The organism is Cellulomonas sp. Leaf334, from assembly GCF_001424195.1.
In the GTDB taxonomy this organism is placed as follows: Bacteria; Actinomycetota; Actinomycetes; order Actinomycetales; family Cellulomonadaceae; genus Cellulomonas.
Genome location: NZ_LMOO01000001.1, coordinates 849307 through 874921 on the forward strand (window position 1 = coordinate 849307; position 25615 = coordinate 874921).

The 25615-nt window shown below is 73.6% G+C and carries 17 protein-coding genes; 4 read left to right on the plus strand and 13 right to left on the minus strand.

From position 1 onward, the window contains the following. Window positions 1–124: 124 nt before the first annotated feature. From ASF78_RS03850 to ASF78_RS03865, 4 genes are read left to right on the plus strand one after another with little or no spacing between them, the layout of a single operon-like run. Window positions 125–1042 (plus strand): metal ABC transporter substrate-binding protein, encoded by a 918-nt coding sequence (locus ASF78_RS03850; RefSeq protein ID WP_056588100.1) that lies wholly within the window; start codon window positions 125–127, stop codon window positions 1040–1042. Beyond that, a complete protein-coding gene (locus tag ASF78_RS03855) occupies window positions 1039–1815 on the plus strand; it encodes a metal ABC transporter ATP-binding protein (protein WP_056585009.1) in 777 nt (258 codons plus the stop codon). Before ASF78_RS03850 ends, ASF78_RS03855 begins: the two co-directional genes overlap by 4 nt. After that, complete coding sequence (locus ASF78_RS03860; protein WP_056585010.1) at window positions 1812–2771, plus strand: metal ABC transporter permease; 960 nt, start codon at window positions 1812–1814, stop codon at window positions 2769–2771. Before ASF78_RS03855 ends, ASF78_RS03860 begins: the two co-directional genes overlap by 4 nt. Before the next feature lie 9 nt (window positions 2772–2780). After that, entirely contained in the window at window positions 2781–3323 is a 543-nt protein-coding gene (locus ASF78_RS03865) for a DedA family protein (RefSeq protein WP_056585011.1), read from the plus strand. Here the strand turns inward: ASF78_RS03865 and ASF78_RS03870 are convergent. The 13 genes from ASF78_RS03870 to ASF78_RS03930 form a co-directional block, all read right to left on the minus strand. Then, a complete protein-coding gene (locus ASF78_RS03870; protein ID WP_056585012.1) occupies window positions 3308–4090 on the minus strand; it encodes an isoprenyl transferase in 783 nt (260 codons plus the stop codon). The two genes, ASF78_RS03865 and ASF78_RS03870, sit on opposite strands and share 16 nt — an antisense overlap. Beyond that, on the minus strand, window positions 4091–4822 hold the full coding sequence (recO, locus tag ASF78_RS03875; RefSeq protein ID WP_056585013.1) for a DNA repair protein RecO: 732 nt from the start codon (window positions 4820–4822) through the stop codon (window positions 4091–4093). Window positions 4823–5090: 268 nt separating this feature from the next. Beyond that, entirely contained in the window at window positions 5091–6836 is a 1746-nt protein-coding gene (leuA, locus tag ASF78_RS03880; protein ID WP_056588103.1) for a 2-isopropylmalate synthase, read from the minus strand. 174 nt (window positions 6837–7010) lie between these two features. Further along, on the minus strand, window positions 7011–8513 hold the full coding sequence (locus ASF78_RS03885; RefSeq protein WP_056585014.1) for a PQQ-binding-like beta-propeller repeat protein: 1503 nt from the start codon (window positions 8511–8513) through the stop codon (window positions 7011–7013). A 5-nt stretch (window positions 8514–8518) separates the two neighbouring features. Continuing rightward, window positions 8519–9976 (minus strand): PQQ-binding-like beta-propeller repeat protein, encoded by a 1458-nt coding sequence (locus tag ASF78_RS03890; protein WP_056585015.1) that lies wholly within the window; start codon window positions 9974–9976, stop codon window positions 8519–8521. Between the two features lie 9 nt (window positions 9977–9985). Next, window positions 9986–11143 carry an RDD family protein gene (locus tag ASF78_RS03895; RefSeq protein ID WP_082494779.1) on the minus strand — a complete coding sequence of 386 codons (1158 nt, stop codon included), beginning with the start codon at window positions 11141–11143 and terminating at the stop codon, window positions 9986–9988. Then, on the minus strand, window positions 11140–13410 hold the full coding sequence (locus ASF78_RS03900) for a transglutaminase-like domain-containing protein (RefSeq protein WP_056585018.1): 2271 nt from the start codon (window positions 13408–13410) through the stop codon (window positions 11140–11142). The genes ASF78_RS03895 and ASF78_RS03900 overlap by 4 nt, the downstream gene beginning before the upstream one ends. After that, window positions 13407–14555: a DUF58 domain-containing protein gene (locus ASF78_RS03905; protein WP_056585023.1), complete on the minus strand. Its 1149-nt coding sequence runs from the start codon at window positions 14553–14555 to the stop codon at window positions 13407–13409. Before ASF78_RS03905 ends, ASF78_RS03900 begins: the two co-directional genes overlap by 4 nt. Window positions 14556–14557: 2 nt before the next feature. Next, the gene (locus tag ASF78_RS03910; protein ID WP_056585025.1) at window positions 14558–15514 is read right to left on the minus strand and encodes a MoxR family ATPase; all 957 of its coding nucleotides are present in this window, start codon (window positions 15512–15514) and stop codon (window positions 14558–14560) included. Between the two features lie 52 nt (window positions 15515–15566). Further along, on the minus strand, window positions 15567–21665 hold the full coding sequence (locus ASF78_RS03915) for a fibronectin type III domain-containing protein (protein WP_056588107.1): 6099 nt from the start codon (window positions 21663–21665) through the stop codon (window positions 15567–15569). Further along, window positions 21662–23224: a serine/threonine-protein kinase gene (locus tag ASF78_RS03920; RefSeq protein WP_056585027.1), complete on the minus strand. Its 1563-nt coding sequence runs from the start codon at window positions 23222–23224 to the stop codon at window positions 21662–21664. The genes ASF78_RS03915 and ASF78_RS03920 overlap by 4 nt, the downstream gene beginning before the upstream one ends. Then, window positions 23221–24633 carry an FHA domain-containing protein gene (locus tag ASF78_RS03925; protein ID WP_056585029.1) on the minus strand — a complete coding sequence of 471 codons (1413 nt, stop codon included), beginning with the start codon at window positions 24631–24633 and terminating at the stop codon, window positions 23221–23223. The genes ASF78_RS03920 and ASF78_RS03925 overlap by 4 nt, the downstream gene beginning before the upstream one ends. Next, window positions 24630–25535: a PP2C family serine/threonine-protein phosphatase gene (locus tag ASF78_RS03930; protein WP_056585031.1), complete on the minus strand. Its 906-nt coding sequence runs from the start codon at window positions 25533–25535 to the stop codon at window positions 24630–24632. The genes ASF78_RS03925 and ASF78_RS03930 overlap by 4 nt, the downstream gene beginning before the upstream one ends. Between the last annotated feature and the right edge of the window lie 80 nt (window positions 25536–25615).

The window sequence follows — 25615 nt, forward strand, 5'->3', positions numbered from 1 at the left end:
GGTGGACCGCGGCGCCGGGCGCCCCGGTGACGACAAGAGGGGAACAGAGGTTGAGCAGCCAGGCTACCGGTCGGCGGCGGGACGCGTTTTGACAACCGTTCTCGTCTAACTGAGAATGATCGTCATGTCCATCGCGCGTCGTCACCTCGCCGTCCTGGCTGCCCTTCCGCTGGTCCTGACCGGCTGCGCGAGCGTGTCGGGCTCCGACGACGGGACCGTCGACGTCCTGGCCTCCTTCTACCCGCTGCAGTTCGTCGCCGAGCAGGTGGGCGGCGACCGGGTCAGCGTCGACACGCTCACCCCTCCCGGCGCCGAGCCGCACGACGTCGAGCTCTCCCCCGCGCAGGTCTCCCGGATCGACGGCGCCGACCTGGTGGTCTACCTGTCGGGCTTCCAGGCCGCGGTCGACGACGCCGTCGACCAGACCTCCCCGGCGCACGTCGTGGACGCCGCGACCGAGGCGACCCTCCGCCCCGAGGAGCACGAGGACGAGACCGCGGAGGAGCACGAGGAGCACGAGCACGGCGACCACGACCCGCACTTCTGGCTCGACCCCAGCCGGATGCCGTCGGTCGTCGACGACGTCGCCGCCACGCTCACCGAGATCGACCCCGACGGCGCCGACACGTTCGCCGCCAACGCGGCGGCGCTCACGCAGCGGTTCGAGGAGCTCGACGCGGCCTACGCCGCCGGCCTCGCGCAGTGCGACTCCCGGACCTTCGTCACCTCGCACGAGGCGTTCGGCTACCTCGCCGACCGCTACGACCTGCACCAGGTCGGCATCTCCGGCATCGACCCCGAGGCCGAGCCCTCCCCCGCCCGGCTCGCCGAGGTCTCCGCGATCGTCCGCGACGAGGGCGTCTCGACGATCTTCTTCGAGACGCTGGTCAGCCCGAAGGTGGCCGAGACCCTGGCCGCCGACCTCGGCGTCGACACGGCGGTCCTGGACCCGATCGAAGGCCTCGCCGACCCCGACGCCGACTACTTCTCGATCGCCGAAGCCAACCTCGACGCCCTGCGCATGGCATTGTCCTGCTCGTGAGCACCCCCGTGATCGAGGCCACCGGCCTCGGCGTGACGCTCGGCGGCCAGCCGATCCTCGACGGCATCGACCTCGTCGTGCCCGCCGGGGAGGTCCTCGCGCTGCTCGGCGCCAACGGCTCCGGCAAGTCGACCCTCGTGCGCTCGCTGCTCGGGGTGGTGACGCGCACCGCCGGTGACGTGCGGCTGTTCGGTGCGCAACTCGGCCCGTCGGCTCCGTGGGACCGGATCGGGTACGTGCCGCAGCGGCTGCCCGCCGCGGCGGGTGTGCCGGCGACCGCCTACGAGGTGGTCACGTCCGGGCTGCTGCACGGCCGGACGCTGCGACCGCCGCGCGGCCACAAGCGGCGCGCGCTGGACGCGCTCGCCGACGTGGGTCTCGCCGACCGGGCGTCCCAGCGCGTGCAGGAGCTGTCCGGCGGGCAGCAGCAGCGGGTGCTCATCGCGCGCGCCCTGGTCCGCGACCCCGACCTGCTCGTCCTCGACGAACCCACCTCCGGCATCGACATCCCGACGCAGGCGACGTTCGTCGACACCGTCAGCCGCCTGCACGACGCGGGCACCACCGTGGTCGTGATCCTGCACGAGCTCGGCCCGTTCTCCTCCCTCATCGACCGCGCGGTCGTGCTGCGCCACGGTCGCGTCGCGCACGACGGTCCCCCGCCGCGCGCCCGCGGCGAGCACGCCGGCGAGTGGCACGACCACACCCACGCGCACCCCGACCCGGAACCGCCGCGCAGCGGACCCTCCCTGTCCGTGGAGGTGAACCCGTGACCGCGTGGGAGCAGGTCGTCGAGCTGCTCAGCTCGCCCCTCATGCAGCGCGCCCTCCTCGCGGCCGTCCTCGTCGGCGCCGCGGCCCCCGTCGTCGGTACGTTCCTGGTGCAGCGCCGGATGGCCCTCCTCGGCGACGGCATCGGGCACGTCGCGCTCACCGGCGTGGCGCTCGGCTGGCTGGTCGGCAGCTGGGCCGGTCTGGTGCCGCAGGACACGCTCGCGCTGCCCGGTGCGGTCATCGCGGCGGTGGTCGGCTCGATCGTCATCGAGCTGGTGCGGGAGCGCGGCCGGACCAGCGGCGACCTCGCCCTCGCGCTCATGTTCTACGGCGGCATCGCCGGCGGTGTCCTGCTCATCAAGCTCGCCGGCGGCACGAACGCCAACCTCATCAGCTACCTGTTCGGCTCCATCTCGACGGTGTCCACCGCCGACCTCTGGTGGACGGCCGCCCTGGCCGTCGTCGTGCTCGGCGTCGGCGTCGGTCTGCGCACCGCCCTGTTCGCCGTCAGCCACGACGAGGAGTTCGCCCGCGCCAGCGGGTTACCCGTGCGGCTGCTGTCGATGCTCGTCGCGACCATCGCCGCCCTCACCGTCACCATCGCGATGCGCGTCGTCGGCCTCCTGCTGGTCAGCGCGCTGATGATCGTGCCGGTGGCGATCGCGCAGCTCTTCGCCCGCTCGTTCAGCCGCACGATGACGCTGGCCAGCGTGATCGGCGTGGTCGTCAGCGTCGCGGGGCTCGTGCTCACCTACTGGCAGGACATCCCGCCCGGGGCGACGATCGTCGTGCTGGCGATCGGCGTGTACGCCGTGGCCGCGACCCTGCAGCCGGTCCTGCGCCGGCCCGCACCCCCGCAGGACCCCCACCCGGACATGGTCGACGACGTCCTGCTCGTCGACGACGTCGACGATGCTGACAGCGCGGCAGTTAGGCGACCCTCACCCACGACGTAGGATCGCCCCGTGGACCCCCTCGACGCCTACCACCTCGGCAGCGTGCCGCTCGGCGTCGCCGTCGCGGGCCTGTTCGTGATCGTCATGGCGCGCTCGCACGGCACGTACTGGGCGGGCCGCGGCGTGGTGCGCGGGGCGCAGGCCGTCCACGAGCAAGAGGGTGCACCCGGCTGGTGGCACGCCACCGTCCGGCGTCTGGAGACCTGGACGGACAGGCGCAGCGCGCAGCGTGGGCTCGACCTGGTCCGGCGCTGGGGTCCGATCGCAGTCACGCTGGCGTTCCTGACCGTGGGCCTGCAGACCGCGATCTTCGCGGCCGCGGGACTCGTGAAGATGCCCTACCTGAGGTTCGCGATCGCGTCGGTCCCCGGGGCGCTCGCGTGGGCCGTCATCTGGGCGACCATCGGCTTCGGCGCCGTGTGGGGGGCCTTGTCGCTGTTCGCGACCTTGCCGTGGGCGCTCGCCGGCGCGGTGCTGCTGCTCGTGGCCGCCGTCGGCTGGCTCGTGCGACGCCGCATGCTGCGCCGGGCGGTCGTTCAGGCCGAGGTCTGACCCGGCTTGTCCACGGCCCCGCCGTATCGCCGGTCCCGCCGCGCGTACGTCTCGACAGCACGCCACAGGTGCCTGCGGTCGACGTCGGGCCACGGCTCGTCGAGGAACACCAGCTCGGCGTACGCGGCTTGCCAGATCATGAAGTTCGACGTCCGCTGCTCGCCCGACGACCGCAGGAACAGGTCGACGTCGGGCAGGTCGGGCTCGTCGAGGTACCGCGCGAACAGCTTCTCGTTGACCTTCTCCGGCTTGACCCGACCGGCGGCGACCTCGCGCGCGATCGCCTGCGCGGCGTCGGCGATCTCGGCACGCCCGCCGTAGTTCACGCACATCGTCAGCGTGACGGTCGAGTTCTGCCTGGTGAGCTCCTCCGCCGTCTCGAGCTCCGAGATCACGGAGCGCCACAGCCGCGGTCGCCGGCCGGCCCAGCGGACCCGCACACCCCACGAGTTCATGAGGTCCCGGCGGCGCCGCAGCACGTCCCGGTTGAACCCCATGAGGAAGCGCACCTCGTCGGGTGACCGGGACCAGTTCTCCGTGGAGAACGCGTACGCCGAGACGTACTCCACGCCCACCTCGATGGCGCCGGCGACGACGTCGAGCAGCGACGCCTCCCCCGCGGCGTGACCGGCCGTCCGGGGCAGACCGCGCGCGTTGGCCCACCGGCCGTTGCCGTCCATGACGACGGCGACGTGCCGGGGCACGAACTCCTTCGGGATCGCGGGAGCGCGTTCGCCGCTGGGGTGCGGCGGGGGTGGGACCGGCATTCAGACCCTCTCGACCATCGGGAGCGAGCGCAGCTGGCGCTCGAGGTGGAACTGGCAGAACGCGGCGACCAGGCCGTTGCCCTCGCCGCGGTGCCGCTCGGCGCTCGCGTCGGCGACGGACCAGTCTCCCGCAAGCAGCGCCGCCAGGAGCGCGAACGTCTCCGGAGCGGGTGCGGCCGCGCCGGGGGGTCGGCACCTCCCGCAGACGGCGCCACCCGATGCCACCGCGAACGCGGCGTGGGGGCCGGGCTCCCCGCACCGGGCGCAGTCGGTGAAGCTCGGTGCCCACCCGGCGACCGACAGCGCCCGCAGCAGGTACGAGTCGAGCACCAGGCCCGGCGCGTGGTCACGGCCCGCAAGCGCCTTCACGGCACCGACCAGGAGCCAGTACTGCTGCAGGGACGGTTCGCGCTCGGCCTCGACGAGCCGGTCCGCGGTCTCCAGCATGACCGTGCCCGCGGTGTAGAGCGTGTAGTCCTCGCAGATCCGGCGGCCGAACGGTCCGAGCGTCTCGGCCTGCGTGACGATGTCGAGGTTGCGTCCCGTGCTCAGCTGCAGGTCGACGTACATGAACGGCTCGAGCCGCGACCCGAACTTCGACGACGTGCGACGCACCCCCTTGCCGACGGCACGGACCTTCCCGTGCGACCGGGTCAGGAGGGTGACGATGCGGTCGGCCTCCCCCAGCTTGTGGGTGCGCAGGACGATCGCCTCGTCGCGGTAGAGGCTCACGCGTCCATTGTCTCCCCCGCCACCCACACCTCGGTGTCCCGCGCCGTGGGCGCAGGCGTCCGATCCAGCCGCACCTGGGACGCGTGAGTCGGCCGTGGGCGGATGAGGCGCCACTCGTGCCACTCCTGACCCAGGTGCGGCTGGGTCAGCGACGGGTTCCCGGAGGAAACCCGGGGAGGAGTGCGGGCGGGATCGCCGGACGCACCCCTCCCCGGGGCACACCGACCGGGGGGGTGTCCGCCTGGTCGGTGGTCTGGGGCGGGAGCGCTCAGCGCTCGTGCCGGTTGACCGCCGAGATGATCGCCTTGAGCGAGGCGGTCGTGATCGAGGGGTCGATGCCGACACCCCACAGGATCTCGTCGCCGATCGCGCACTCGACGTAGGCGGCCGCGGTGGCGTCCCCGCCCGCCGAGAGCGCGTGCTCGGCGTAGTCCAGGACCGCGACGTCGACCCCGAGGGTCTTCACGGCCGCGACGAACGCCGCCACCGGACCGTTGCCGGACCCCTGGAGCGTGCGCTGCACCCCGCGGTCGACAAGGTCGATCTCCAGGGTGTCCGGCCCGTCCTCGACGCTGGTCCCGCGCGTGCCACGCAGCGAGAACCGGCCCCACGGCGCGAACGGGCTCCCCGCCTCGACCGGCAGGTACTCGTCGTTGAAGATGTGCCACAGCTCGTCGGCGGTGACCTCGGTGCCGTGCTGGTCCGTGTGCCGCTGCACCACCTGGGAGAACTCGATCTGCAGCCGACGCGGCAGGTCCAGGTCCTTCTCGGACTTCATCAGGTAGCTGATGCCGCCCTTCCCGGACTGCGAGTTCACGCGGATGATCGCCTCGTAGGAGCGCCCCACGTCCTTCGGGTCGATCGGCAGGTACGGGACCGCCCACACGATGTCGTCGACGGTCTTGCCCTGCCGCTGCGCCGAGGCCTCGAGCGCGTCCAGGCCCTTCTTGATCGCGTCCTGGTGCGACCCCGAGAACGCGGTGAACACCAGGTCGCCGCCGTACGGGTGCCGCTCGTTGACGGGCAGCTGGTTGCAGCGCTCGACGGTGCGACGGATGTGGTCGATGTCGGAGAAGTCGAGCTGCGGGTCCACGCCCTGGCTGAACAGGTTCATGCCCAGGGTCACCAGGCAGACGTTGCCGGTGCGCTCGCCGTTGCCGAACAGGCAGCCCTCGATCCGGTCCGCGCCTGCCAGGTAGCCCAGCTCGGCGGCAGCAACGGCCGTGCCGCGGTCGTTGTGCGGGTGCAGCGACAGCACGACGCTCTCGCGGTAGCGCAGGTTGCGGCTCATCCACTCGATCGAGTCCGCGTACACGTTCGGGGTCGCCATCTCGACGGTCGCCGGCAGGTTGATGATCACCTTGCGGTCGGGCGTCGGCTCCAGGACCTCCAGCACCGCGTTGCACACGCGCAGCGCGAACTCGAGCTCGGTGCCGGTGTAGGACTCAGGCGAGTACTCGTAGTACACGTCGGTGTCCGGGACGAGCTCCTCGTACTTGCGGCAGAACCGTGCACCCGACACCGCGATGTCGACGATGCCGTCCTCGTCGGAACGGAACACGACCTCGCGTTGCAGCGTCGACGTCGAGTTGTACAGGTGCACGATCGCCTGCTTCGCCCCCGCGATCGCCTCGTACGTCCGCTCGATCAGGTGCTCACGCGCCTGGGTCAGCACCTGGATGACGACGTCGTCCGGGATGCGGTCCTCCTCGATGAGCATCCGCACGAAGTCGAAGTCCGTCTGTGACGCCGAGGGGAAGCCGACCTCGATCTCCTTGAACCCCATCTGCACCAGCAGCTCGAACATCTCGAGCTTGCGGGCGGGGTTCATCGGCTCGATCAGCGCCTGGTTCCCGTCGCGCAGGTCCACCGCGCACCAGCGGGGAGCCTGGGTGACCCGGTTGTCGGGCCAGCGGCGGTCGGGCAGGTCCACCCGGATCTGCTCGTGGAACGGGCGGTACTTGTGCACCGGCATCGACGACGGCTGCTGTGCGCTCGTCTCCAGATAGGTCATGGTCTTCTCGTCCTTCGGGCGGTTCGGCGGGGAGTCAGCCGGCACACACGACACCGCGACGAGGATGCGGCCTAGAGGGCCTCGTCGCGGCAGCGAAGAAGGAGGGTGACTGCGAGCACGATGTCACCGTACCCCGAACGACCGGACGTTCCGCAACCTCGCGGGCAGGTCGTCTCACCGCAGGGCGACCAGGCGCGAGTCCCCGACCGCGTACAGGTGCGGGCCGAGCCGCAGCGGCCGGGGAGCGTCGACGGGCAGCAGCGCGTCCCAGACCGTCGCGCCGTCGGCGAGCGAGAGCGCCGTGAGCGACGGCAGCCCGCTCGGCGCCTCCCGCTCCACGACGAGACGCTCGCCGTCCGTGAAGGTGCGCCCGATCGTCGGGCCGAACGACCGGCGCCAGACCTGCTCACCGGTCCGCGCGTCCAGACCGACGAGCGCGCCACCGCCGCGCAGCACGACCCGGCCGGCGACGTCGGCGGCCACCTCGGGCGCCGGGACGAGCGCCCGCCAGACGGCCTCCGCGGAACCCGTCGCGTACGCCCGCACCCGGCCGCCCAGCGGCCCACCCGTCAGACCGCTCGCCGCGAAGACGAGACCCGACGTACCGTCGCTGACCCCGGGCTGGACCAGCGACCCGCGAACGCTGAACGACGGCTCGCGGTCGCCGGTGGACAGCTCGGAGACGGCGTCGACCCCCGCCTCCCGCACCCGGAACCGCGTGCGCACCAGGGTGCCGTCCTCGAGGAGCCGCACCTGGTCGGCGGCCGTCGAACCCTCGGGGCGCGGCAGCCGGTCCCCCGTCCGCGCGTCGAGCACCAAGGTGACCTCGTTGCCGGTGGCGGTCACGAGGTCACCCGCGGCGACGAGCCTGACCCTGCTGCTGCCGGCCGACTGGAAGGTCGACCACCGCTGCGTCGCCCACCGGGTGGCGCCGGTGGTCGGGTCCAGACGGCGCACGGCGAGCATGCCCCACGCGTACGTCGCGACGACGACGTCCGACCCCGCCTGCGCGGTCGCGACCACCCAGCCCTCCACGTCGCTGCGGGACAGGACCTCGCCGTCCCCCGGGTCGATCCGGAGCAGCACCGCCGTCCCCACCTCGGCCGCGGGGGCGTCCGGGCCGGCGGGTTCGTCCGGGACGAGCCTGCGTCCGTCGGAGGGCGGCTGCGCTCCGACGACGCACACGAGCTCCGCGTCGACCGGCCGGCACAGCACGGTGTCCGGGACGACGGCGTCGTCCAGCGGGACCTGCCACCGCTCGTGGCCCGCGACGACGTCCAGCCCGACGATCCTCCGGTCGGTCGTGGCCCCCTGCACCACCACGACCACGTCGCCCGAGACGACTGGTGCGACCGCGCCGTCGACCGTCGCCGACCAGCGCTCGCGCGGCGCCGTCTCGAGCAGCCGGACCGCACCGGGGAACGCGGCGGCACCGAGCACCGAGGCACGCTCGTGCCCGCTGACCCACGACGGCACCCCCACCGCCAGAGCCGCGGCGACCGCGACCGCGCACACCGAGGCGACTGCCGCACGAGCCGGGCGTCGGGCCGCCCAGGATTCGAGCCGCATCGCACCGGCCCGCAGTCGCTGCGGGCCCGAGCGGACGCGGTCCTCGGCCCCGACGCCGTCCTCGTCGAGCCCGACGCGCTGCATCACCGGCCGCAGAGCCGAGGACATGGTCGTCAGCCGTAGACGATCAGGTCGTTCTCGGTGCGGACGACGAGGTGACCGCCGACGGAGTCGACGGTGCGGACCCCCTCCGGCAGCGGGACCGCCCAGTACCGGACGCCGTCCTGGAGCCCCAGGCCCCACAGCTGCGGCCGACCGTCGGGGCCCGTGCCGGGACCGAGGACGAGCGTGCCGTCGGAGACCGGGTCCCACAGGAGGACGTCACCCGTGTCGACGTCCCAGAGCATCGAGCCGTCCGTCACGTCCATCACGCCGTAGCTGTCCTCGCCGGACATGACCATCCGCTCCGACACCAGGAGGCGCGGCTCGAGCTGGGACGGGGTCCGCCACACGAGCTCGCCGGTCGACGAGTCGACCGCGGACACCTGCGGGCCCTCGTCGACGATGATCGCGCCCGACGCCGACCCGTCGTCGGCCGACAGCTGTGCGGGCAGACCCTGCACGCCGAAGAGCTCCGCGCCCTCGGCGTCGTGAGCCATCCCCCCACCCACAGGAGCCCACGTCGCGAACCCGTCGCCGAGGGCCGCCACCTGGAGCCCACCGAACCGCGGCCCTGTCGCGAGCGTGTCGCCGTCCTCGATGTCGAGGACGATCGTCGCCCCTCCGTCGAGCAGGACCAGCCCGGGCAGCACCCGCATGGTGGCGGCGACGCTGATCACGGGGTCGTTCATCACGACCGGGGTGACCACCGACCAGACCACGTCCCCGGTCCGCGCGTCCCGCCGCTGCACGACCATCCGTCCCTCGGCGTCGAGGGTGCCGATCACGAGGTCGTCCTCGATCCGGTCGAACGCGACGAGCGACCCACGGAGGTCCCACTCGCCGAGGCGCTCGCCGTCCTGCGCCGACAGCGGCACGACCGACACCCGCGGCGGTTCCTGGATCGACGCGTCGTCGGAGTAGAGCACCGGCGGGTGCCGGACGAGGCACACGACGAGGTCACCGACGTCGGCGCGCAGGGGCGGGCACACGGCCGCGGTCGCCTCGAACCCGGACCGCGACACCGGTGCCAGGTCGATCGACCACCGCTGCACGCCGTTGCGCGCGTCGTGCGAGGTCACCGTCCACGCCTGCTCGCCCTCCGCGAGCACGACGAGGGCGCCGTCGGCCGCCAGCACCGTGCCCGGCAGCGTGGACCCCCGGGTCTCCCACAACGGCGTCGGCGCGGCGCCGAGGGGGCGGACCAGGCCCGGTACTCCGGCGATGCGGGCGACGAACGCGCGGTCCCGAGCGGACACGACGACACCGGCCGCCACGACCCCGAGCACGACGACGGCCGCCACGGGCCACCACCGGCGCAGGACGCGAGCGCCCGTCCGGGGCGGCTCGACGACGACCGTGACGCCGTCCGGGGGTGGCGGGTCGTCTGCCGGGCGCGACCTGTCCGCCGCGGTCGGGGCGTCCTCGACCTCGACGAGCTGCATCCGTGCAGCGGGGCGTCGGTCCGCCATGACCCGACCTTAGGCCATCGGGTCGTTCCCGGGCGCGCGGATCAACCGGAGGGAGCAGTCCCCGAAGGTCACCGTCGACCCCACCCGGAGCCGGACCTGCTGGTCCACCCGGCACACCACCTGGGCGCCGTCGGGCAGCGTGACGACCGTCCCGTTCGTCGAGCCACGGTCGGCCACCCACACCCCGCTGGGCTCGACCCCGATCTGGAGGTGGGTCTTGGAGACGGAGCGGGCCGGGTCGACCACCCGCACGAGCTGCACGTCCGCGTCCGAGGCCGGGTTGCGGCCGACCAGCGCGGTCCGGGCGATGACGACGTGCTGGCCGTCTCCCAGCTCGATCTCCGCGGCGGTGCGGTCCACCACGGTCGTGCCCGCAGGGGCGAGGAGCAGGTCGTCCCGGGGGCCGGCCGGACGGGTCATCTCCAGCTCGGGTGCGAGTCCGTAGCTGAGCCCCACCTGACGCACCACCGGGTTCGAGCGGGTGTCGAGGTCCGGACCGCTGCGCTGCGGTGCCAGAGGCGCGAGGACGAGCGCAGCCGGACGCGCCTCGTCGAGCAGGAGGTCGAGCAGCGCCGTCCCGTCAGTGGACGACCCGCGCTCGGCGACGGCCCAGCCGGGGACGGCGACCGGTCGGCGTCCCGCGCGCTGCGGCACGGGCTCGGAGCGCCGCACCCGCGGCGGCACGACCAGAGGCTCCGGCACCGCGCGGACGTCCAGCACCTCGTCGCGCGCCGCGAGGTCGTGCCAGCCGCGCCGCCGTCCTGTCCGGTCGAGGGCCGGCGACGCGAGGACGACGAGGAGCCCGACACCGAACGCGAGGACACCGGCGGCGATCACCGCGGACCGGACCAGCACCCGGACCATGCCGATGGGGTCGCGCGACTCGACGTCGAGCGTCCGGATCCCCACCGCACGACGCCCGACCGTCCAGCCCGCGAACCCGTGCGCCACCCACTGGAGCACCGACACCACCACGACGGACACGGAGCCGAGGACCACCAGCACGTCGTTGTCCCGGGCGACGCCCGCGACGAGGACCGCACCGCCGAGCACGAGCACCAGCAGCAGGTCGAGCAGACCCGCGCTCAGCCGGCGGGCCAGCGTGGCGGGCGACGAGTCGTCGCCGGTGCGGTACGGATCATGCACCTGGGATCGGTGACGTGTCATGACGTGCCCTTCGGGCGGCGGTTGCGGTGGTTCTTCAGCGAGGCGGTCGACACCCGCGCCCGCACCCGCCGGCGCCAGCCGACGCTGCGGTGCATCGCGTCGACCGTCTGCTGGACGTCGGCCCAGTATGCGGTCGCGTGCGCCCCGCTCGGCTCGTTCGCGCTGAACACGGCGTGGTCCGCCGAGCGCGCGAGCGCACCGACCCGGGTGGCGACCAGCGCGCCGTCGGGGACGTCGGCGAACGACGCGGCGAGCGCACGTGCGGACTCGTTGCGCGTCGCCAGGGCACCCGCCGGCCGCCGCAGGTCGCGGGCCGTGTCCAGCACCTCGTCCCAGCCGCCCGCCACGCGAGCCACCGGATCGGGGCTGCGGCGGCGACGACGCCGGCGCAGGGCCTTCAGCGCGACGACCACGAGCAGCGGCGACGCGAGCAGCAGCAGCGGGATCGCGGCGATCCCTGCCGCCCGGGCGATCCGCCAGAACAGCGCGCTGCCGTCCTCCGTCTCGTCCGGGTCGTCGGTCTGGGGCTGCTCGGTGTCCTCGTCGGGCGGCGTGACGGCGGCCGGGGGCGGGGGCGGCGGCTGCACGACCTGCGGGTTCGGCTCGGAGGGCTTCTCCTGGTCCTCCTCCTGCGGGGTCTGCTCGGGCGGGGGCGTCGGGTCGAACGGCACCCAGCCGTACCCCTGGAACGCGACCTCGACCCACGCCTGGACGTCTTTGCCCGTGACCTCGACGGGCCCGTCCGCCGCGCCGCCGTCCACCGACCGCTCGGGGACGAACCCCAGGACGACCCGCGCCGGCAAGCCCATCTCGCGGACCATCAGCGCCATCGCCGCGGCGTACTGCTCGCCGTCGCCCACCATGAGGTCACCGCCGAGCAGCGACGTGATCCGGTCGGCACCGTGGCCGGACAGCGACTCCGTGCCCGAGACCTGCACGCCGTGGCTGAAGTAGCCCTCCTGGGCGAGCCAGGTCTCCAGCTCCTCACTGATCTGCACCGGGCTGCCCGCGTCGCGTGCCACGTCCGCGGCGGTCGCGAGGGCGACGTCGGGAACGCCCGCGAGGGGTGGTTGGGCGATGTCGGACTTGGGAGCGTCCCCCACGTCCGTCGCGGCGGGCTCCCGCGGTACGACGACGTCGATGCCGTACTCGAGTCCCGGGCGGACACCGCCGGTCAGCACGGCCCCGCCCGTCGCGTCGTTGTAGCGCAGGGCGCTCGCCGCAGCAGGGTCGGAGATGTCGAACGCGGTCGCCTGACCGACCGTGGGGAGCCAGACACCGGCGAGCTGGTCGACGGTGAACTCGACGTGCGCCCGGTCGCCCCGCACGGTCGTGTCGATCTCGGAGCCGACCCGCCGGAACTCGCCCGACGCCTGCGCGGACCCGTCGCCCGCGACGTTCCACACGACACCGTCGTACCGGTCCATCGTCGCGAGCCGGACCCGCGCGTTCTCGGGCAGCCCGGTCACGGTGAACAGCGGAAGGTCCTCCTTCACGAACTCCCGGAACGCCGACAGCGGGCTCGGGTAGTCCCGTGGGTCGAACGGGGGAACCATCTCGTCGCGCACGACGAGACGGTCGGTCGCACCGACGACGACGGGGGCGCCGACGACGGCCGCGCCGACCGCCACCGCCACGAGCGCGCCGGTCGCCACGACGCGCCGAGCGCGCAGGAGCCCCGCACGCCACGCCGCCCAGGGCAGCAGGACGACCACGAGCACCACGCCGGTGACGACGGGCGCGACGACCGGGCGGCGGGTGCCGAGCACGATCGTCGCGACCAGCACCACCACGGGCACGATCGCCGCGGACGCTGCGGCGGCTCCGGTACGGGCGCGCAGGGCGACGGACACCGCGAGGCAGGACCCGACGAGCGCCAGGAGGTACGCCGCGACCAGCAGGGTGCCGTCCGAGCCGACCGGCGGCTGCAGCGTCAGGACCTGCTTCCAGGTCGACGCGGCGCCGCGCGCCAGGTCGAGCGGGGTCGACGGGGTGGGAACCACCCCCGCGACCGTCGTCGACGGCGCGGCGAGCGCTCCGCCCGCCAGCACGAACACCACGACGACAGCAGCGACGACCGTGATCGCGGACCAGCCACGCGCGGCACCCAGCACCGCGACAGTCGTGCCGAGCAGCAGGCCACCCGCCAGCGCGGGCAGCGCCGTCAGACCGCCGTACACCTGGAGCAGCGGCGTCAGGACGAGGGCGAGGGTGCCCACGAGGCACACCACGTCGACTGCGGCGCGGCCGGCCGGACGGGACGTCACGCGGTCACCCGCCGGAGCAGGCGTGGCAGGTCGTCCAGCTGCCCGATCGTCGCGAGGCTCAGCGATCCCTGGGTGCGCACCGACACCTCGGCGCCACGCTCGCACCGCACGACCACGGTCCGCGTCCCGGTCGTCACGTGCCGGGCACCGAGCCGCAGGTCGGCGTCGCTGGGCACCGAGCCCGTGACGAGCATCGCGACGGACGCCTCCGGGGCCTCGCGCACGACGCGGCGGCCGAGCAGGGTCACCCCGGCGCCGGCGCTCGACAGCGCGATGCCGGAGCAGTCGTCGAGCAGGAGCGGCGGCGTCTCGGCGCGGAGCTTGCCCGGGCCGGCCAGCACGACGAGGTCACGCTCCTCGCGGATCGTCTGGACCCCGACGGAGGCGATGACCGACACCGCGAGCTCCAGCTCGTCGTCGTCGGCGTAGTCCCGCGGGTCGGTGGCCAGGGCGAGTGCCGTCGTCGTCCGCCGCGTGTCCTCGAACTGCTTGACCATGAGGCTTCCGCGGCGTGCCGTCGTGCGCCAGTGGATGTACCTGCGGTCGTCACCGGCGACGTAGTCGCGCAGCGCGTGGAACGAGAGGTCCGAGTCGGACAGGTCACGCGTCGCCTGACCCTCCAGGTCGCGCAGGAGGCCGGAGCTCGCGCCCGCCAGGGACACGACGAGCGGGTGGACGAACACCTCCGCCGGCCGGGTCCACCGCACGCTGCGCCGCACGAGCCCGAACGGGTCGCCGCGGACCGAGCGCACCGGCCCGACCACGATCACCGCGCGGCGGGTCGTCGGGATGGCGAACAGGTCGTCGTGCTCGGCGCCCGGGGCGAGCGCCGGGACCGCGAGCTCGGCGACGACCGCACCGACGGGCAGCTCGACCCGGGAGGGCAGCGACCGGCGGCGTGCGACGTTGCGCACCTCGAGGCGGCCGAGCGCGCGCTCCCCCACCTTGACCCGACGATCGGCCATGTCGAGCGTCACGGCGTAGCGGGCCCGGCCGACGGTCATCAGCATCGACACGACGAGCACGGCGGTCAGCCCCGCACCGACCGCCGCGAGCTCCAGCCACCCGAACCACCGGCCCAGCACGAGGCCGAGGGCCGCCACGGCGACGGCCCCCCACCCGACCGGTGAGATCCGCAGACCCACGATCAGCCCACCCGCACAGCCGGCGGTGCCGTCGTCTCGAGGATCCGACCCAGGATCTCGATCGCGGTCACCCCGGCGAACTCCGCCTCCGTGTCGAGCAGCAGGCGGTGCGCGAGCACCGGCTGGGCGAGGTCCTTCACGTCGTCCGGGATGACGTACTCGCGGCCCGCCGCGGCCGCCCAGACCTTGGCGGTCCGCACGAGCGCGAGCCCGCCGCGCACGCTCGCGCCGATGGCCGTCTGGGAGTCGTCGCGCGTCGCCTCGGTGAGCCGGGCCACGTAGTCGAGCACGACCTCGTCGATGTGCACGGTCTGCGCGAGGTCGGCCAGCGTGCCGACCGCCTGCGTCGTGATCCGCGGCGCCAGGTTCGTGGTCCGGTCCTTCGCGCCCGCCAGGATCTCGATGGTCGACGCGCGGTCCGGGTAGCCGAGCGACGTCTTGATGAGGAACCGGTCCAGCTGGGCCTCCGGGAGGCGGTACGTGCCGGCCTGCTCGATGGGGTTCTGCGTCGCGATCACCATGAACGGCCGCCCCACGGGGTGCGTGACCCCGTCGACCGTGATCTGACCCTCCTCCATGACCTCGAGCAGCGCCGCCTGCGTCTTCGGCGACGCCCGGTTGATCTCGTCGGCGAGGACGACCGACGCGAAGATCGGGCCCGGGTGGAACTCGAAGCGGTGCGTGCTCTGGTCGTAGATCGTGACGCCCGTGACGTCGGACGGCAGCAGGTCGGGCGTGAACTGGATCCGGTGGTGGCTGCCCTGCACCGTGGCGGCGAGCGCCTTGGCCAGCGACGTCTTGCCGGTGCCGGGCGCGTCCTCGAGCAGCAGGTGCCCCTCGGCGACCATCGCGGTGAGCGCGAGCCGGACCGTGTGCTCCTTGCCGAGCAGCGCCAGTCCGACGTTGGCCACGAGCGCGTCGAACGTCTCCGCGAACCAGATGCTCTGCTCGGGGGTCATCGGGGGCTTCTCCTTCGGTGTCGGGGCGCGGGGCCCCTCGGGTCCAGGGGGGTCACGGGGCGACCGTGTAGGTGTAGGTCTCGGTGGCCGTCGGCCCGGCTCCACGGACGTTGCTGGGGGTCACGGTGACGGTGACGGTGCTGCCGGGGACGGGCGCCGGGAGCCCGATGTCGTCGAGGTCCGCGGACGCCGTGGTCCCGCCGGTGGTGCCGCAGCTCCCCGGTGTGCCGCCGTTGACCGCCCAGCACACCCGGTAGCCGTCCACGCCGAGGCCACCGTCGTTCGCGGGGGGTGACCAGACCGCTGACACGCGCGTCGGGAGCGTCGGGTCGTCCGGCGTGATCGTCAGGTTCAGGACGACGCTCGGGGGCTGACCCCAGGACACGTCCGTCGAGGCGTCGGCCGAGGCTGAGCCGAGCGCCGTGCTGGCGGTCACGGTCGCCGTGACCCTCGCCCCACTGAACGGGAGGCGCCAGCCCGAGACGTCGACGGTGGCCGTGCTCCCGCTGAACGTCCCCGACGCACGGTCGCCGCGGTCACCGGCCAGCGACCACGTGTAGGTCACCGTGCCCCCGCCGCCGTTGTCGACGTCGGCGCCGCGCCCGATCGTGATCTGGGTGGGCCGGCCGCCGTTGCCGTTGCCGGTCACCGCGACCGACGCGGTGGGCCGTGCGGGCGGGGTGGTCGCCGTCGCCGACGCCGCGGCGCTCCAGCCGCTGGATCCCGCAGCGTTCACCGTGCGCACCTGGTAGCTGTAGCTCGCACCACCGGTCAGGTTCTCGAAGGTCCACGAGGACCGGTTGCCGACGTCGAGCTCGCCCCCGTCGGGCAGCCGGACGACGTAGGACTGGATCGGGGTGCCGTTGTCGTCGGCGCCCGACCAGCGCACCTCGATCCGACCGGTCCCGGCGATCGCCGACGCGGTCACCGCGGTCGGCGCTGTCGGCAGCCCGAACGTCGACGCCGTGGTGGTGCCCGTCTCGCCCCAGCCGGCCTTGTTCTTCGCGCGCACCGAGACCCGGTACGGGTACTTGGTCTGCGCCTGGTCGAACGTCAGCTGCTGCGTCCCCGCGGCGACCGGGTACGTGCCACCGCCGGGTCCGTCGACGACGACCTCGTACTGCGCCACCGCGTCGCCGTTGTCGACCGGAGCGGTCCAGCTGATCGCGATGACCCGGCCGAGCGTCGAGTCGGTCGGTGTCGCGGTGACCGTCGGCGCCTCGGGGGCACGCGCCGGGACCATCGGCGCGGACGACGGCGACCAGGCGCTCGGCTCCGGCGCCTTGTTGTGCGCGCGCACCCGCACCGAGTACGCGGTGCCGTTCCGCAGGCCGGTGAACGTGTGGTTCGTCGTGGCGGAGTCCACCGAGGCCGGGCCGGACGGCGGCGCGGGCGAGATCTCGAGCGTGTAGCGGGTGACCGGTGAGCCGGTCGACGTGGGTGCTGTCCACGACGCCCGGACCGACCCGTCACCGAACTCCAGGGTGGGGGCGGCCGGTGCGTCCGGGACCGCGTCGGGCCGCGCGGACGTCGACGGCGCGCTGGGCTCCGACCAGTCGACCTCGTTCTGCGCGGCGACGGTGAACGTGTACTCGACATCGTTCGTCAGACCGTCGACGGTGCACGTCGTGCTCGCGCACTGCCGCACGATGTTGCCCGGGCTCGCCACGACGCGGTACCCGGTGATCGGGGCACCACGGTTGTCCGGCGCGTCCCAGGACAGCACGACGGTGCGGTCCCGCACCTCGCCGATACGTGGGGCGATCGGCGTGGCGGGCTTGCCGCGCACGATGACCGTGACCCGCCCTTCCACCTCGCGGTCCGGGTCTCCGGTGACGTCCCGGACCCGGAACCTCGTGACCATCTGCCCGATGAAGCCGTCGGCGGGGCGCACGCTCACGGTGCTCGACGTCGCCCCTGCCGTGCCGGCGCCCGGTGTCTCGACGGTGGCGCCGACGACGGTCATCGGCTCGGGCGCGAACGGGTTGAACGCACCCTCGAGCACGTCCACGGTGCTCTGACGTCCCTCGACCCCGTCCGTGATCGTCCGGTCGACGAGCCGCACCGTCGGCCTGGTGCTGGCGATCACCCGCACGTTCACGGCGGTCTCGAACGACCCGGTCCGGCCGTAGCCGACCCGGACGGCCAGCGTCTCCGTGCGGCCCTTCGAGGTGGTCGCGTCCACGGCGATGCTCAGCACACCGTCGTTGATGGCCCCCGAGAAGCCCGCGGGGATCGCCGAGACCAGCGTGTACGCGTAGCGGCCGTCCGTCGGGTTCGCCCCCTCCGGCCCCGTGGTGAAGGACCGGAGGTCGACGGCGAGCGCGGGCTCACCGGGGGCCACGTCGATGACGGACGGCTCGAACGTCGGGGGGTAGTCGTCGACGGCGTACACGGTGATCTGGAGCGTGATGACGGACGTCCGCGCGCTGGTGTCCCCCGGGGAGGATGCGTCCGTCACCGGGACCGTGATCGACGCCGGACCGGCGTACCCGGGCGCCGACGTGAACTGGAGCGTCTCGTCGTCGACGATCGGGCTCGTCCCGTCGGACCTCGTGGCGGACACACCCAGGGAGTCGGCGATCCGCGCCGTGCGCCCGGGCGCCACCTGGACCTGCTCACCGAGCGGGATGACGAGCTGCTCCCCCGACGCGACCCGCAGCTCGGGCGCCTTCGGGCGGGGCACGGGCCGGAAGAAGCCGAGCGCGGGCACCGTGATGAACGCGTAGGACGCGACCGGGGTGGGGCCGGACCGGTTGGTGAGCAGGTAGGGCACCGTCTGGGCGTGGTCGACGAGCGTCACGACGACCTCGCCGTTCTCGCTCACCCGCGCGACGTCGGCCTGCGACCCCGGCACCGACACCTCGAGGTCGCTCAGCGGCCCGCTCGGGTTCTGCGCGACCGCGAGCACGTCGACGGAGACCTCGGTGCGGTCCAGCGTGTCGGTCGCGGGCACGACGATGTCGCGGGCGATCGGGGGCAGCACCGGGGCGTCCGCGGACACCGTCACGGTGAGCACCCCGGTGTCCCGCCCGCCACGCTTGTTGGACGCGGTGTAGGCGATCTGGAGCACACCCGGCTCGTCGGGTGCCTGCACGACGATCCGTCGGTCCTCGACCGTCGCCTCGACGCCCTCGGCCATCTCCAGGTCGGGCTCCAGGGTGAGGTCGCCACCGCTGGAGTCGACGTCGTTCGCCAGGACGCGGACCTCGACGCGCTGACCCGGCTTCACCGTGACCTCGTCGTCGCGTGCCACGACCGTCGCCGAGTCGCCGGGCCGCGGGCTGATGCCGACGCGGATCGTGGCCACCGCACGCTGCCCGACCCAGTCCTCCACGGCGTAGGTGAACTCGTCCGTGCCGACCTCGTCGGGGAACGCCTGGTACTCCAGCCAGTCGGCGCCCGTCGCCGTGACACGTCCGCGGAGCGCCGACGACGCGATGCCGAGCAGCGTCACGCCGTCACCGTCCGGATCGATCCCGACGAGCGGGACGTAGATGCGGACCGTGTCGCCCTGGAAGACCCGCGCCACCAGGTCCTTCGGGCGTGGCGGGGCCTTCGCGCTCGCATCCGACGCGTGCACGCGGACGGTCACCGTGGCGGCCGTCAGGTTGCCCGTGGCGTCCTCCACCTCGAACGTCGCCCGCGCGGTGAGCGGCTCGTCGGGTGCCTGGTAGCGCAGCACGTCACCCGAGACGAACAGCAGCCCCTGCCCGCTGGGCAGCGGCTCGGCGAGCTCGCTGCGGAGCGTCAGCCGGTCGCCGTCGGGGTCGTAGGCGCCGTCGAGCACCGGGATCGTCACGACGCCGCCCGTCCGCACGTCCACCTCGATGTTGGGCACGACAGGGGGCTGGGACGTCGCCGACGGTGGCACCGGGTGCACGATGATCTCCCCGACCGTGCTGTCCTGACCGTTGGAGACCGTGTAGCGCAGCGCCACGGGAGCGGTGAGCGTCCGTTCGGACGAGATCTGCACCAGGTGGTGCTCCAGGATGGCGACCCGCAGCCCCTCGGGCGCATCGACCGACTGCAGGACGAGGACCTTGCCCGCGGGGTCGGTGTCGTTGGCCAGCGGGTCGATGGTGACCTCGCCGTCCGCCGGGAGGAACGCCTGGTCGCGGACCGCGATCGGCGGCTGGTCCGTCTCGGGCCAGACGCGCACGTCGATCCGCGCCAGACCGGTCGCCTGCTGCGGCGGGGCCGAGACCAGGAACTTCACGTAGAAGGTCTCCGCGCGCGCGGCGCTGAACGTGAACGTGCCACCCTGCAGGTCGGTCGTGATCGTGCCGCCGGGAACCTCCTCGACGCCCGCGAGGCGGGGCGGCTCGGCGGACGAGCTGCGTACCGCGTCGAGCGGATGGAGAGTCACCGGCTGGTCGACGTAGGTCACGGCGTGCACCGGGTCGATCTGCGGCGCGAGCGAACCCGCCGGTCGCACGTCGACGTCGAGCCGCCCCTCGGTCGTGGACGTCCCGTCGGACACGAGCAGGGTCACGCTGGTCCGGCCGAGCCGTCCGCCGTCGGCCCGGAACGTCACCGACCCGTCCTGCCGGAACCGGACCGATCCGGCGGCGGGGTCCGCGGTCGCGCCGACGAGCACCAGGTCGTCGCCGTCGGGGTCCAGGAAGTCGGCCAGGGCCTGGTGGTCGGACTGCCCGCCCTGCTCGACCTGCAGCGACCCGGTCCGCAGCTGGACCGGCGGCGAGTCCAGCGACGCGTCCCGCGCGGTGAGGACGACGCGCGCGGTCGACGGCGCGTTCGTCCCGTTGCCGTCGGTGATCGTGTACGTCAGCTCGGCGGTGCCGGTCGCGCCCTCGGCGACGGCGACCTGGAGGGCGCGCCCGCCGTAGATTGCCTCGACCCGGCCGAACTCGGCGGGAAGCGGGTCGAACTCGGAGATCACGAGGATCCCGCAGTCCGAGGAGGAGTCGTTGTCGATCACGGGAAGGATCGTCGTCCGGCCGGGTCGCACGCCGAACTCGTCGTCGGCGGCGGTCGGTGGGGCCGACTCGGTGGAGCACTCGGTGACCAGGTCCTGGGTGGTGTCCGACGCCTCGGTCTCCTCCTCGGCCTCGTCGGGCTGCTCCTCCGGCTCGATCTGCGTCCAGTCCGGCACCCGCAGGTCGGTGTCCTGCAGCGGCATCCAGACGCGGCCGCGCAGCGTGTCGTTCAGCACGACGACCTGCCGGTTCACGCGGAACTCGAGCACGTCCGCGCTGGACATCTCCTGGAGGTTCTTGACCTCGGCGTCGTCGCCGTCGCACAGCTCGACGTACGAGCCGACCGGTGACGCCCACGCGCCGAGAGCGCACCGACCGACCTGCACCGGCTCGGCGGGCACGCCCGACCCCTCGGTCGCGTGCTCCACCACGGACCCACCGTCGAGCGGCACCTCCAGCAGCGCCGTGCGGCTGGCCACGAGCGCACGGGAGGACTCCGGCCCCGGCTGCTGCAGCACGAGGCCCTGCCCCTCGAGCTCGGCCTCACCGTCCAGCGTCCGGACGGTGCTGTCGGACAGGACAACCGGCGCGTCGCCCACGGCGGTCAGGCCGTCGACCGGACCGGCACCGAGCGACCCCAGGGGCGTGCTGCGTGCCGTTCCGTCCACGACGTCGACCCGGGTCACCGCACCGTCCGCGGGGGCCACAGCCAGGACGGCGCCGCTGCGCGCGACCACGGCCGCACCCCCCGTCCCGAGCTCGACGTCCGGGGTGTCCGTCGCGATGCGCAGGGTGTCGAGGCCGTCGATCGGCCGGACCCAGACGTTCCCGTCGGGGTCGACGACGGCCACGACACCGGCGGCCATCGACACCTTCGCCCCGGGAACGGCGACCTGGGTGGTGAGCGTGACCGACGCCGGGTCGACCACCGCGATCGAGCCCGGCTCGACCAGCAGCACGTCGCCCTCGTCCTGCAGGACGTCGAACGTGGTCCCCGCCGCCGAGAGCCCGCCGTTGAGCTCCTCGACCTGCGCGTTGTAGCGCCCCAGCTGCAGCTTGCTCGTCGCGGTCAGCCACACGCCGCCGTCGTTCAGGTCCAGTCGCGCGAGCGGGAAGCCCTGGTCGAGCAGCGCCAGCACCAGCACGAGCACAGGGACGGTGACGACGGCCGCTGCCGTGGTCACCCGGGAGCGCGCCGACCTCCGCCTCATGAGGTGCACCCCTGCGCGGGCTCGGCCGACGCGCGGCGGTCCGCGCGCACGATCGCGACCTCGATGCAGACCTCCGGCGTCGTCGCCTGGTCGGCGGGGACCGTCACCGTCGCCGTGTCGATCCGCGCGAGCTCGGTCTCGCCCGTGGCCTGCAGGACGCCCCACACGTAGCTGTCGCCCTCCTGCGGCTCAGGGTTGTCCCAGGTGAACACGACCGACCCGTCCGCCTGTCGGGTGCCCTGCAGCCCGGACGGCGACGGGACGGGCTCCGCGACCGTGGGTCGGGCATCCTGCGTGAAGTCCGACGTCGCCGTCGGGTTGCCGTCGGTCCCGTCGGCGTCCCGGAGCGCCGCTGCGCCGATCGCCACGACTGCGGCGAGCACGACCAGACCCGACACGACACCCGCGACCAGCCGCGCGCGGCCGCGCTGGACGGTCTCGGGCTCGGCCTCCAGCAGCTCGGGGGGCGTCACGAACACCGGCCCGGGACGTTCCGTCACAGGCTCGGGCGGGACGTAGGTCACCCCGCGCAGGCGGGTCGCCTCGTCCGCACCCGGCGGCGGCTGCACCGGCACCGGCGCGACGGGTGCCGCCGGGGCGACGGTCACGATCGAGCGCAGCCGGGTCGCGTCGTCGCGGTCCAGGTCGTGCGACGGAGCCGGCGCGTCCGTCAGGTCGGCGTCTGGTGCGTCCATGAGGTCGAGCGGGGTGATCGGCAGCCGGAGGTCGGCCTCGACCTGCTGCAGCGCACGCGCGACGGCCGCCGCGGAGGCGAACCGGCGCGTCGGGTGCTTCGCCATCGCGCGCTCGAGCAGCTCCTGCAGGCTCACCGGCACGTCGTCGCGCCCCGTCAGCGGCAGCGGTGCACGCTCGATCCGGGCGACCAGCTGCTGCGCGGTGTTCTGCCCGCCGGCGACCTCGAACGGGGTCCGGCCGGCCAGCAGCGAGTAGATCGTCGCCGCCAACGAGTAGACGTCCGATCGCTCGTCGCCCGTCGGGTGCTCGCCCAGCAGCTCCGGCGGCGACCACGGGATCGACATGCCGACGGTGGCGCCCGCGCCGTGACCCGTCGTCGCAGCGATGCCGAAGTCGGTCAGCGCGGGCCACCCGAAGTCGGTGGTCAGGACGTTCGCGGGCTTGATGTCGCGGTGCAGGATGCCGGCACGGTGCGCCGTCTCGACGGCCGACGCCAGCCGGATGCCGATCCGCAGCGCCTCCGCGACCGAGATGCGCTCCTGCCGGTACCGCTCCGCCAGACCCGGCCGCGAGCAGTACTCCATGACGAGGAACGGGCGCCCGTCGGCGGCGATCGCCGCGTGGTAGATCGTGACGATCGACGGGTGGTGCGACAGCTGGGCCATGAGGTTGGCCTCCTGCTGGAACCGGCGGCGCACCCCGTCGTCGAGGCTGCCCGCCAGCAGCACCTTGACCGCCACCTCGCGCCGCGGAAGCTCCTGCTGGTACAGGAAGACGTCCGCGAAGCCGCCGAGCCCGAGGACCCTGAGGTACTCGTAGCCGGGCAGGCGCGGCGGCGTCGATGCTTCGCGGCGTGCGGTCACGAACCCCGCTCCACCGAGAACGTCACCCCGTCGCCGAGGTCGACGACCTCGTCGACACCGACCACGCTGGGCTCGCCCGGGTGCAGCCGCCGGGCGCCCTCACCGGGGCGCGTCACGTGGATGCCGTTCGTGGAGTCCAGGTCGGTGACGACGACGTGCTCACCCTCGACCCGCACCTCCGCGTGGGTGCGGGAGATGTCCTGCTGCGGGCTCGGCACCGTGATCAGGCGCGGGAGCTCGCGGTTGGTCACCCGGGCGACCTGCGGGGCGCGGCCCAGCAGCACGGCGCGGTCGAGCGGGACGACGAGCCCGGTCGACAGCACCAGTCGTGCGGACGGGCTCGCGACCGGAGGGGTCCGGAACGGTCCGGGGAGCTCGTCGGAGGCCCACGACGGCAGCTGCTCGCGGATCTCGGCGAGGTCCGTGGACAGGATGGTCAACCCGTCGTGGTCGTCCAGCGACGCGCCGCCGACCGGCAGCGGGGCGGCCGGCGCGTCGGTCCCGCGCGGGCCGAACGGCGAGGTCAGGAACGACTCCGCCGCGGCGACGACGCCCGACGGGTCCGGACGGTCGGGGCTCGCGTCAGCCTCGACACCAGACGCGTCGGCGTCGGAGCCGGCGACCGGGACGAGCTCGACCTGGGTGGGCTCGTCCCACGAGATGACGTCGACGATCCGGGCGGTCGGCACCGAGTCCGGGTCGTGCGACGTCGTCGCCCAGGGGACGGAGTCGACGATGCCGGTGGACGAGGACTCGACCTCGGCGGGCAGCTCCTCTTCCACGACGGCGGGCGCGACCGGCGTCTCGACCTCGTGGGGGACGACCTGCTCGTCGACGGCCTGCTCAGCGTCAACCGACTCAGCGTCAACCGACTCAGCGTCGACCGGCTCAGCGACGACCGGCTCATCGGCGACGACCGGCTCGACGCCGACCGGGTTCGTCGCGGGCGCGGCCGTCGGAACCACCTCGAGGACGTCACGCGCGGTCAGGGCGAGCCGCACGCGCGAGGCGGCGGCGACCCCGTCGGCGAGCGGGAGGCTCGCCGCGTCGACAGGTGCACCGTCGGCCTGCACCGCGACGTCGGCCACCCCGTCGAGCACCCGTTCGGTCCAGGTGCTCACCTCACCCGAACGCCACACCTCCTGCCGTCCGTCCACCTCGACGACGACCTCGACGTCACCGCGCAGCGCGGCGTGGACCCGCCGCCCGTCGACCGAGACGACGGCGAACGGCGGGAGGCCGCCGAACCCGTCCCGCGCGAGCAGGGCCAACGCCGCGAACACACCCTCGCCGCTGTCCTGCCAGAGCGCACGGACGGTGGACTCCGCGGCACCTGGACCGAGCAGCGCCACGAACCCGGGGCGCACCACGGCCGTCCAGTCGCCGGCGGAGTACTCGGGCACGCTCATGACGGGAGCTCCTCGTTCGATGGGTTCGGGTCCGGCGTGCCCGGTCCGGGGGTCACGCGCGGGATCGGCCGGGTGGCCGTCCGGGTGCGTCGTGGGACCGTGACGCCGTTGAGCATCTCGTCCCAGACGTAGGGACCCAGCTCCGCCCCGGTCCGGGGCACGGTGATGTGGACGTCGTCGTGCGCACCTGCGGACGTGGCGACGTCGACGACGACCGCGCTGACGTTGTCCCGGGCGCCGTGCTCGAGCGCGAGCCGGACCAGGTGGGCGGCGGCGTCCTGCGGGTCGGCCGTCTCCGCGAGCACACGGGCGAGGTCCTCGTCGCCGATCTCCCGCGTGAGCCCGTCCGTGCAGATCAGCAGCCGGTCGTGCAGGCCGGCAGGCAGCAGCCAGTACTCGGGCTCCGGTGGGTCCCCGGTGCCGAGGGCGCGCGTCAGGACGTGCCGCTCCGGGTGCGTCGCCGCCTCGGTCAGGTCGATCTCGCCCAGGTCCAGCAGCTCCTGGACTACCGAGTGGTCCACGCTGATCTGCTCGAGGACGTCGGCGGACCACAGGTAGACGCGGGAGTCACCGACGTTGAAGACGAGCCAGTAGGAGCCGCCGTCGTGCTCCGTCACCGCGACACCCGCGACGGTCGTGCCGCCCTGGCGTCCCCCGGTGAACTCGGTGCGGATCCGTGCGGCGGTCCGGTCGAAGCACGCGTGCACGTCGTCGGCCGTGGCCGCGGCCTGCCCGGCGAGCTGCGCGAACTCCTCGACGGCGATGCGGCTCGCGAGGTCGCCCGCGTCGTGGCCACCCATCCCGTCCGCGACGAGGAACACGGGCGGGTAGGCGAGGAGGGCGTCCTCGTTGACCTCGCGGACGAGGCCGCGGTCGGTGGCCGAACCCCACGACGTACGCACGCGACCCCCTCGTCCTGGGAACGGTCCTGGTGAACCGTTCAGATCATCGGCGCACATCGTGCCGTACGTGAGCGCTTCGT

Coding starts and splice junctions, on each gene's coding strand:
- ASF78_RS03850 (WP_056588100.1), top strand. CDS start 125: ATGTCCATCGCGCGTCGTCACCTCGCCGTCCTGGCTGCCCTTCCGCTG.
- ASF78_RS03870 (WP_056585012.1), bottom strand. CDS start 4,090: ATGCCGGTCCCACCCCCGCCGCACCCCAGCGGCGAACGCGCTCCCGCG.
- leuA (WP_056588103.1), bottom strand. CDS start 6,836: ATGACCTATCTGGAGACGAGCGCACAGCAGCCGTCGTCGATGCCGGTG.
- ASF78_RS03885 (WP_056585014.1), bottom strand. CDS start 8,513: ATGTCCTCGGCTCTGCGGCCGGTGATGCAGCGCGTCGGGCTCGACGAG.
- ASF78_RS03890 (WP_056585015.1), bottom strand. CDS start 9,976: ATGGCGGACCGACGCCCCGCTGCACGGATGCAGCTCGTCGAGGTCGAG.
- ASF78_RS03895 (WP_082494779.1), bottom strand. CDS start 11,143: ATGACACGTCACCGATCCCAGGTGCATGATCCGTACCGCACCGGCGAC.
- ASF78_RS03910 (WP_056585025.1), bottom strand. CDS start 15,514: ATGACCCCCGAGCAGAGCATCTGGTTCGCGGAGACGTTCGACGCGCTC.
- ASF78_RS03915 (WP_056588107.1), bottom strand. CDS start 21,665: ATGAGGCGGAGGTCGGCGCGCTCCCGGGTGACCACGGCAGCGGCCGTC.
- ASF78_RS03925 (WP_056585029.1), bottom strand. CDS start 24,633: ATGAGCGTGCCCGAGTACTCCGCCGGCGACTGGACGGCCGTGGTGCGC.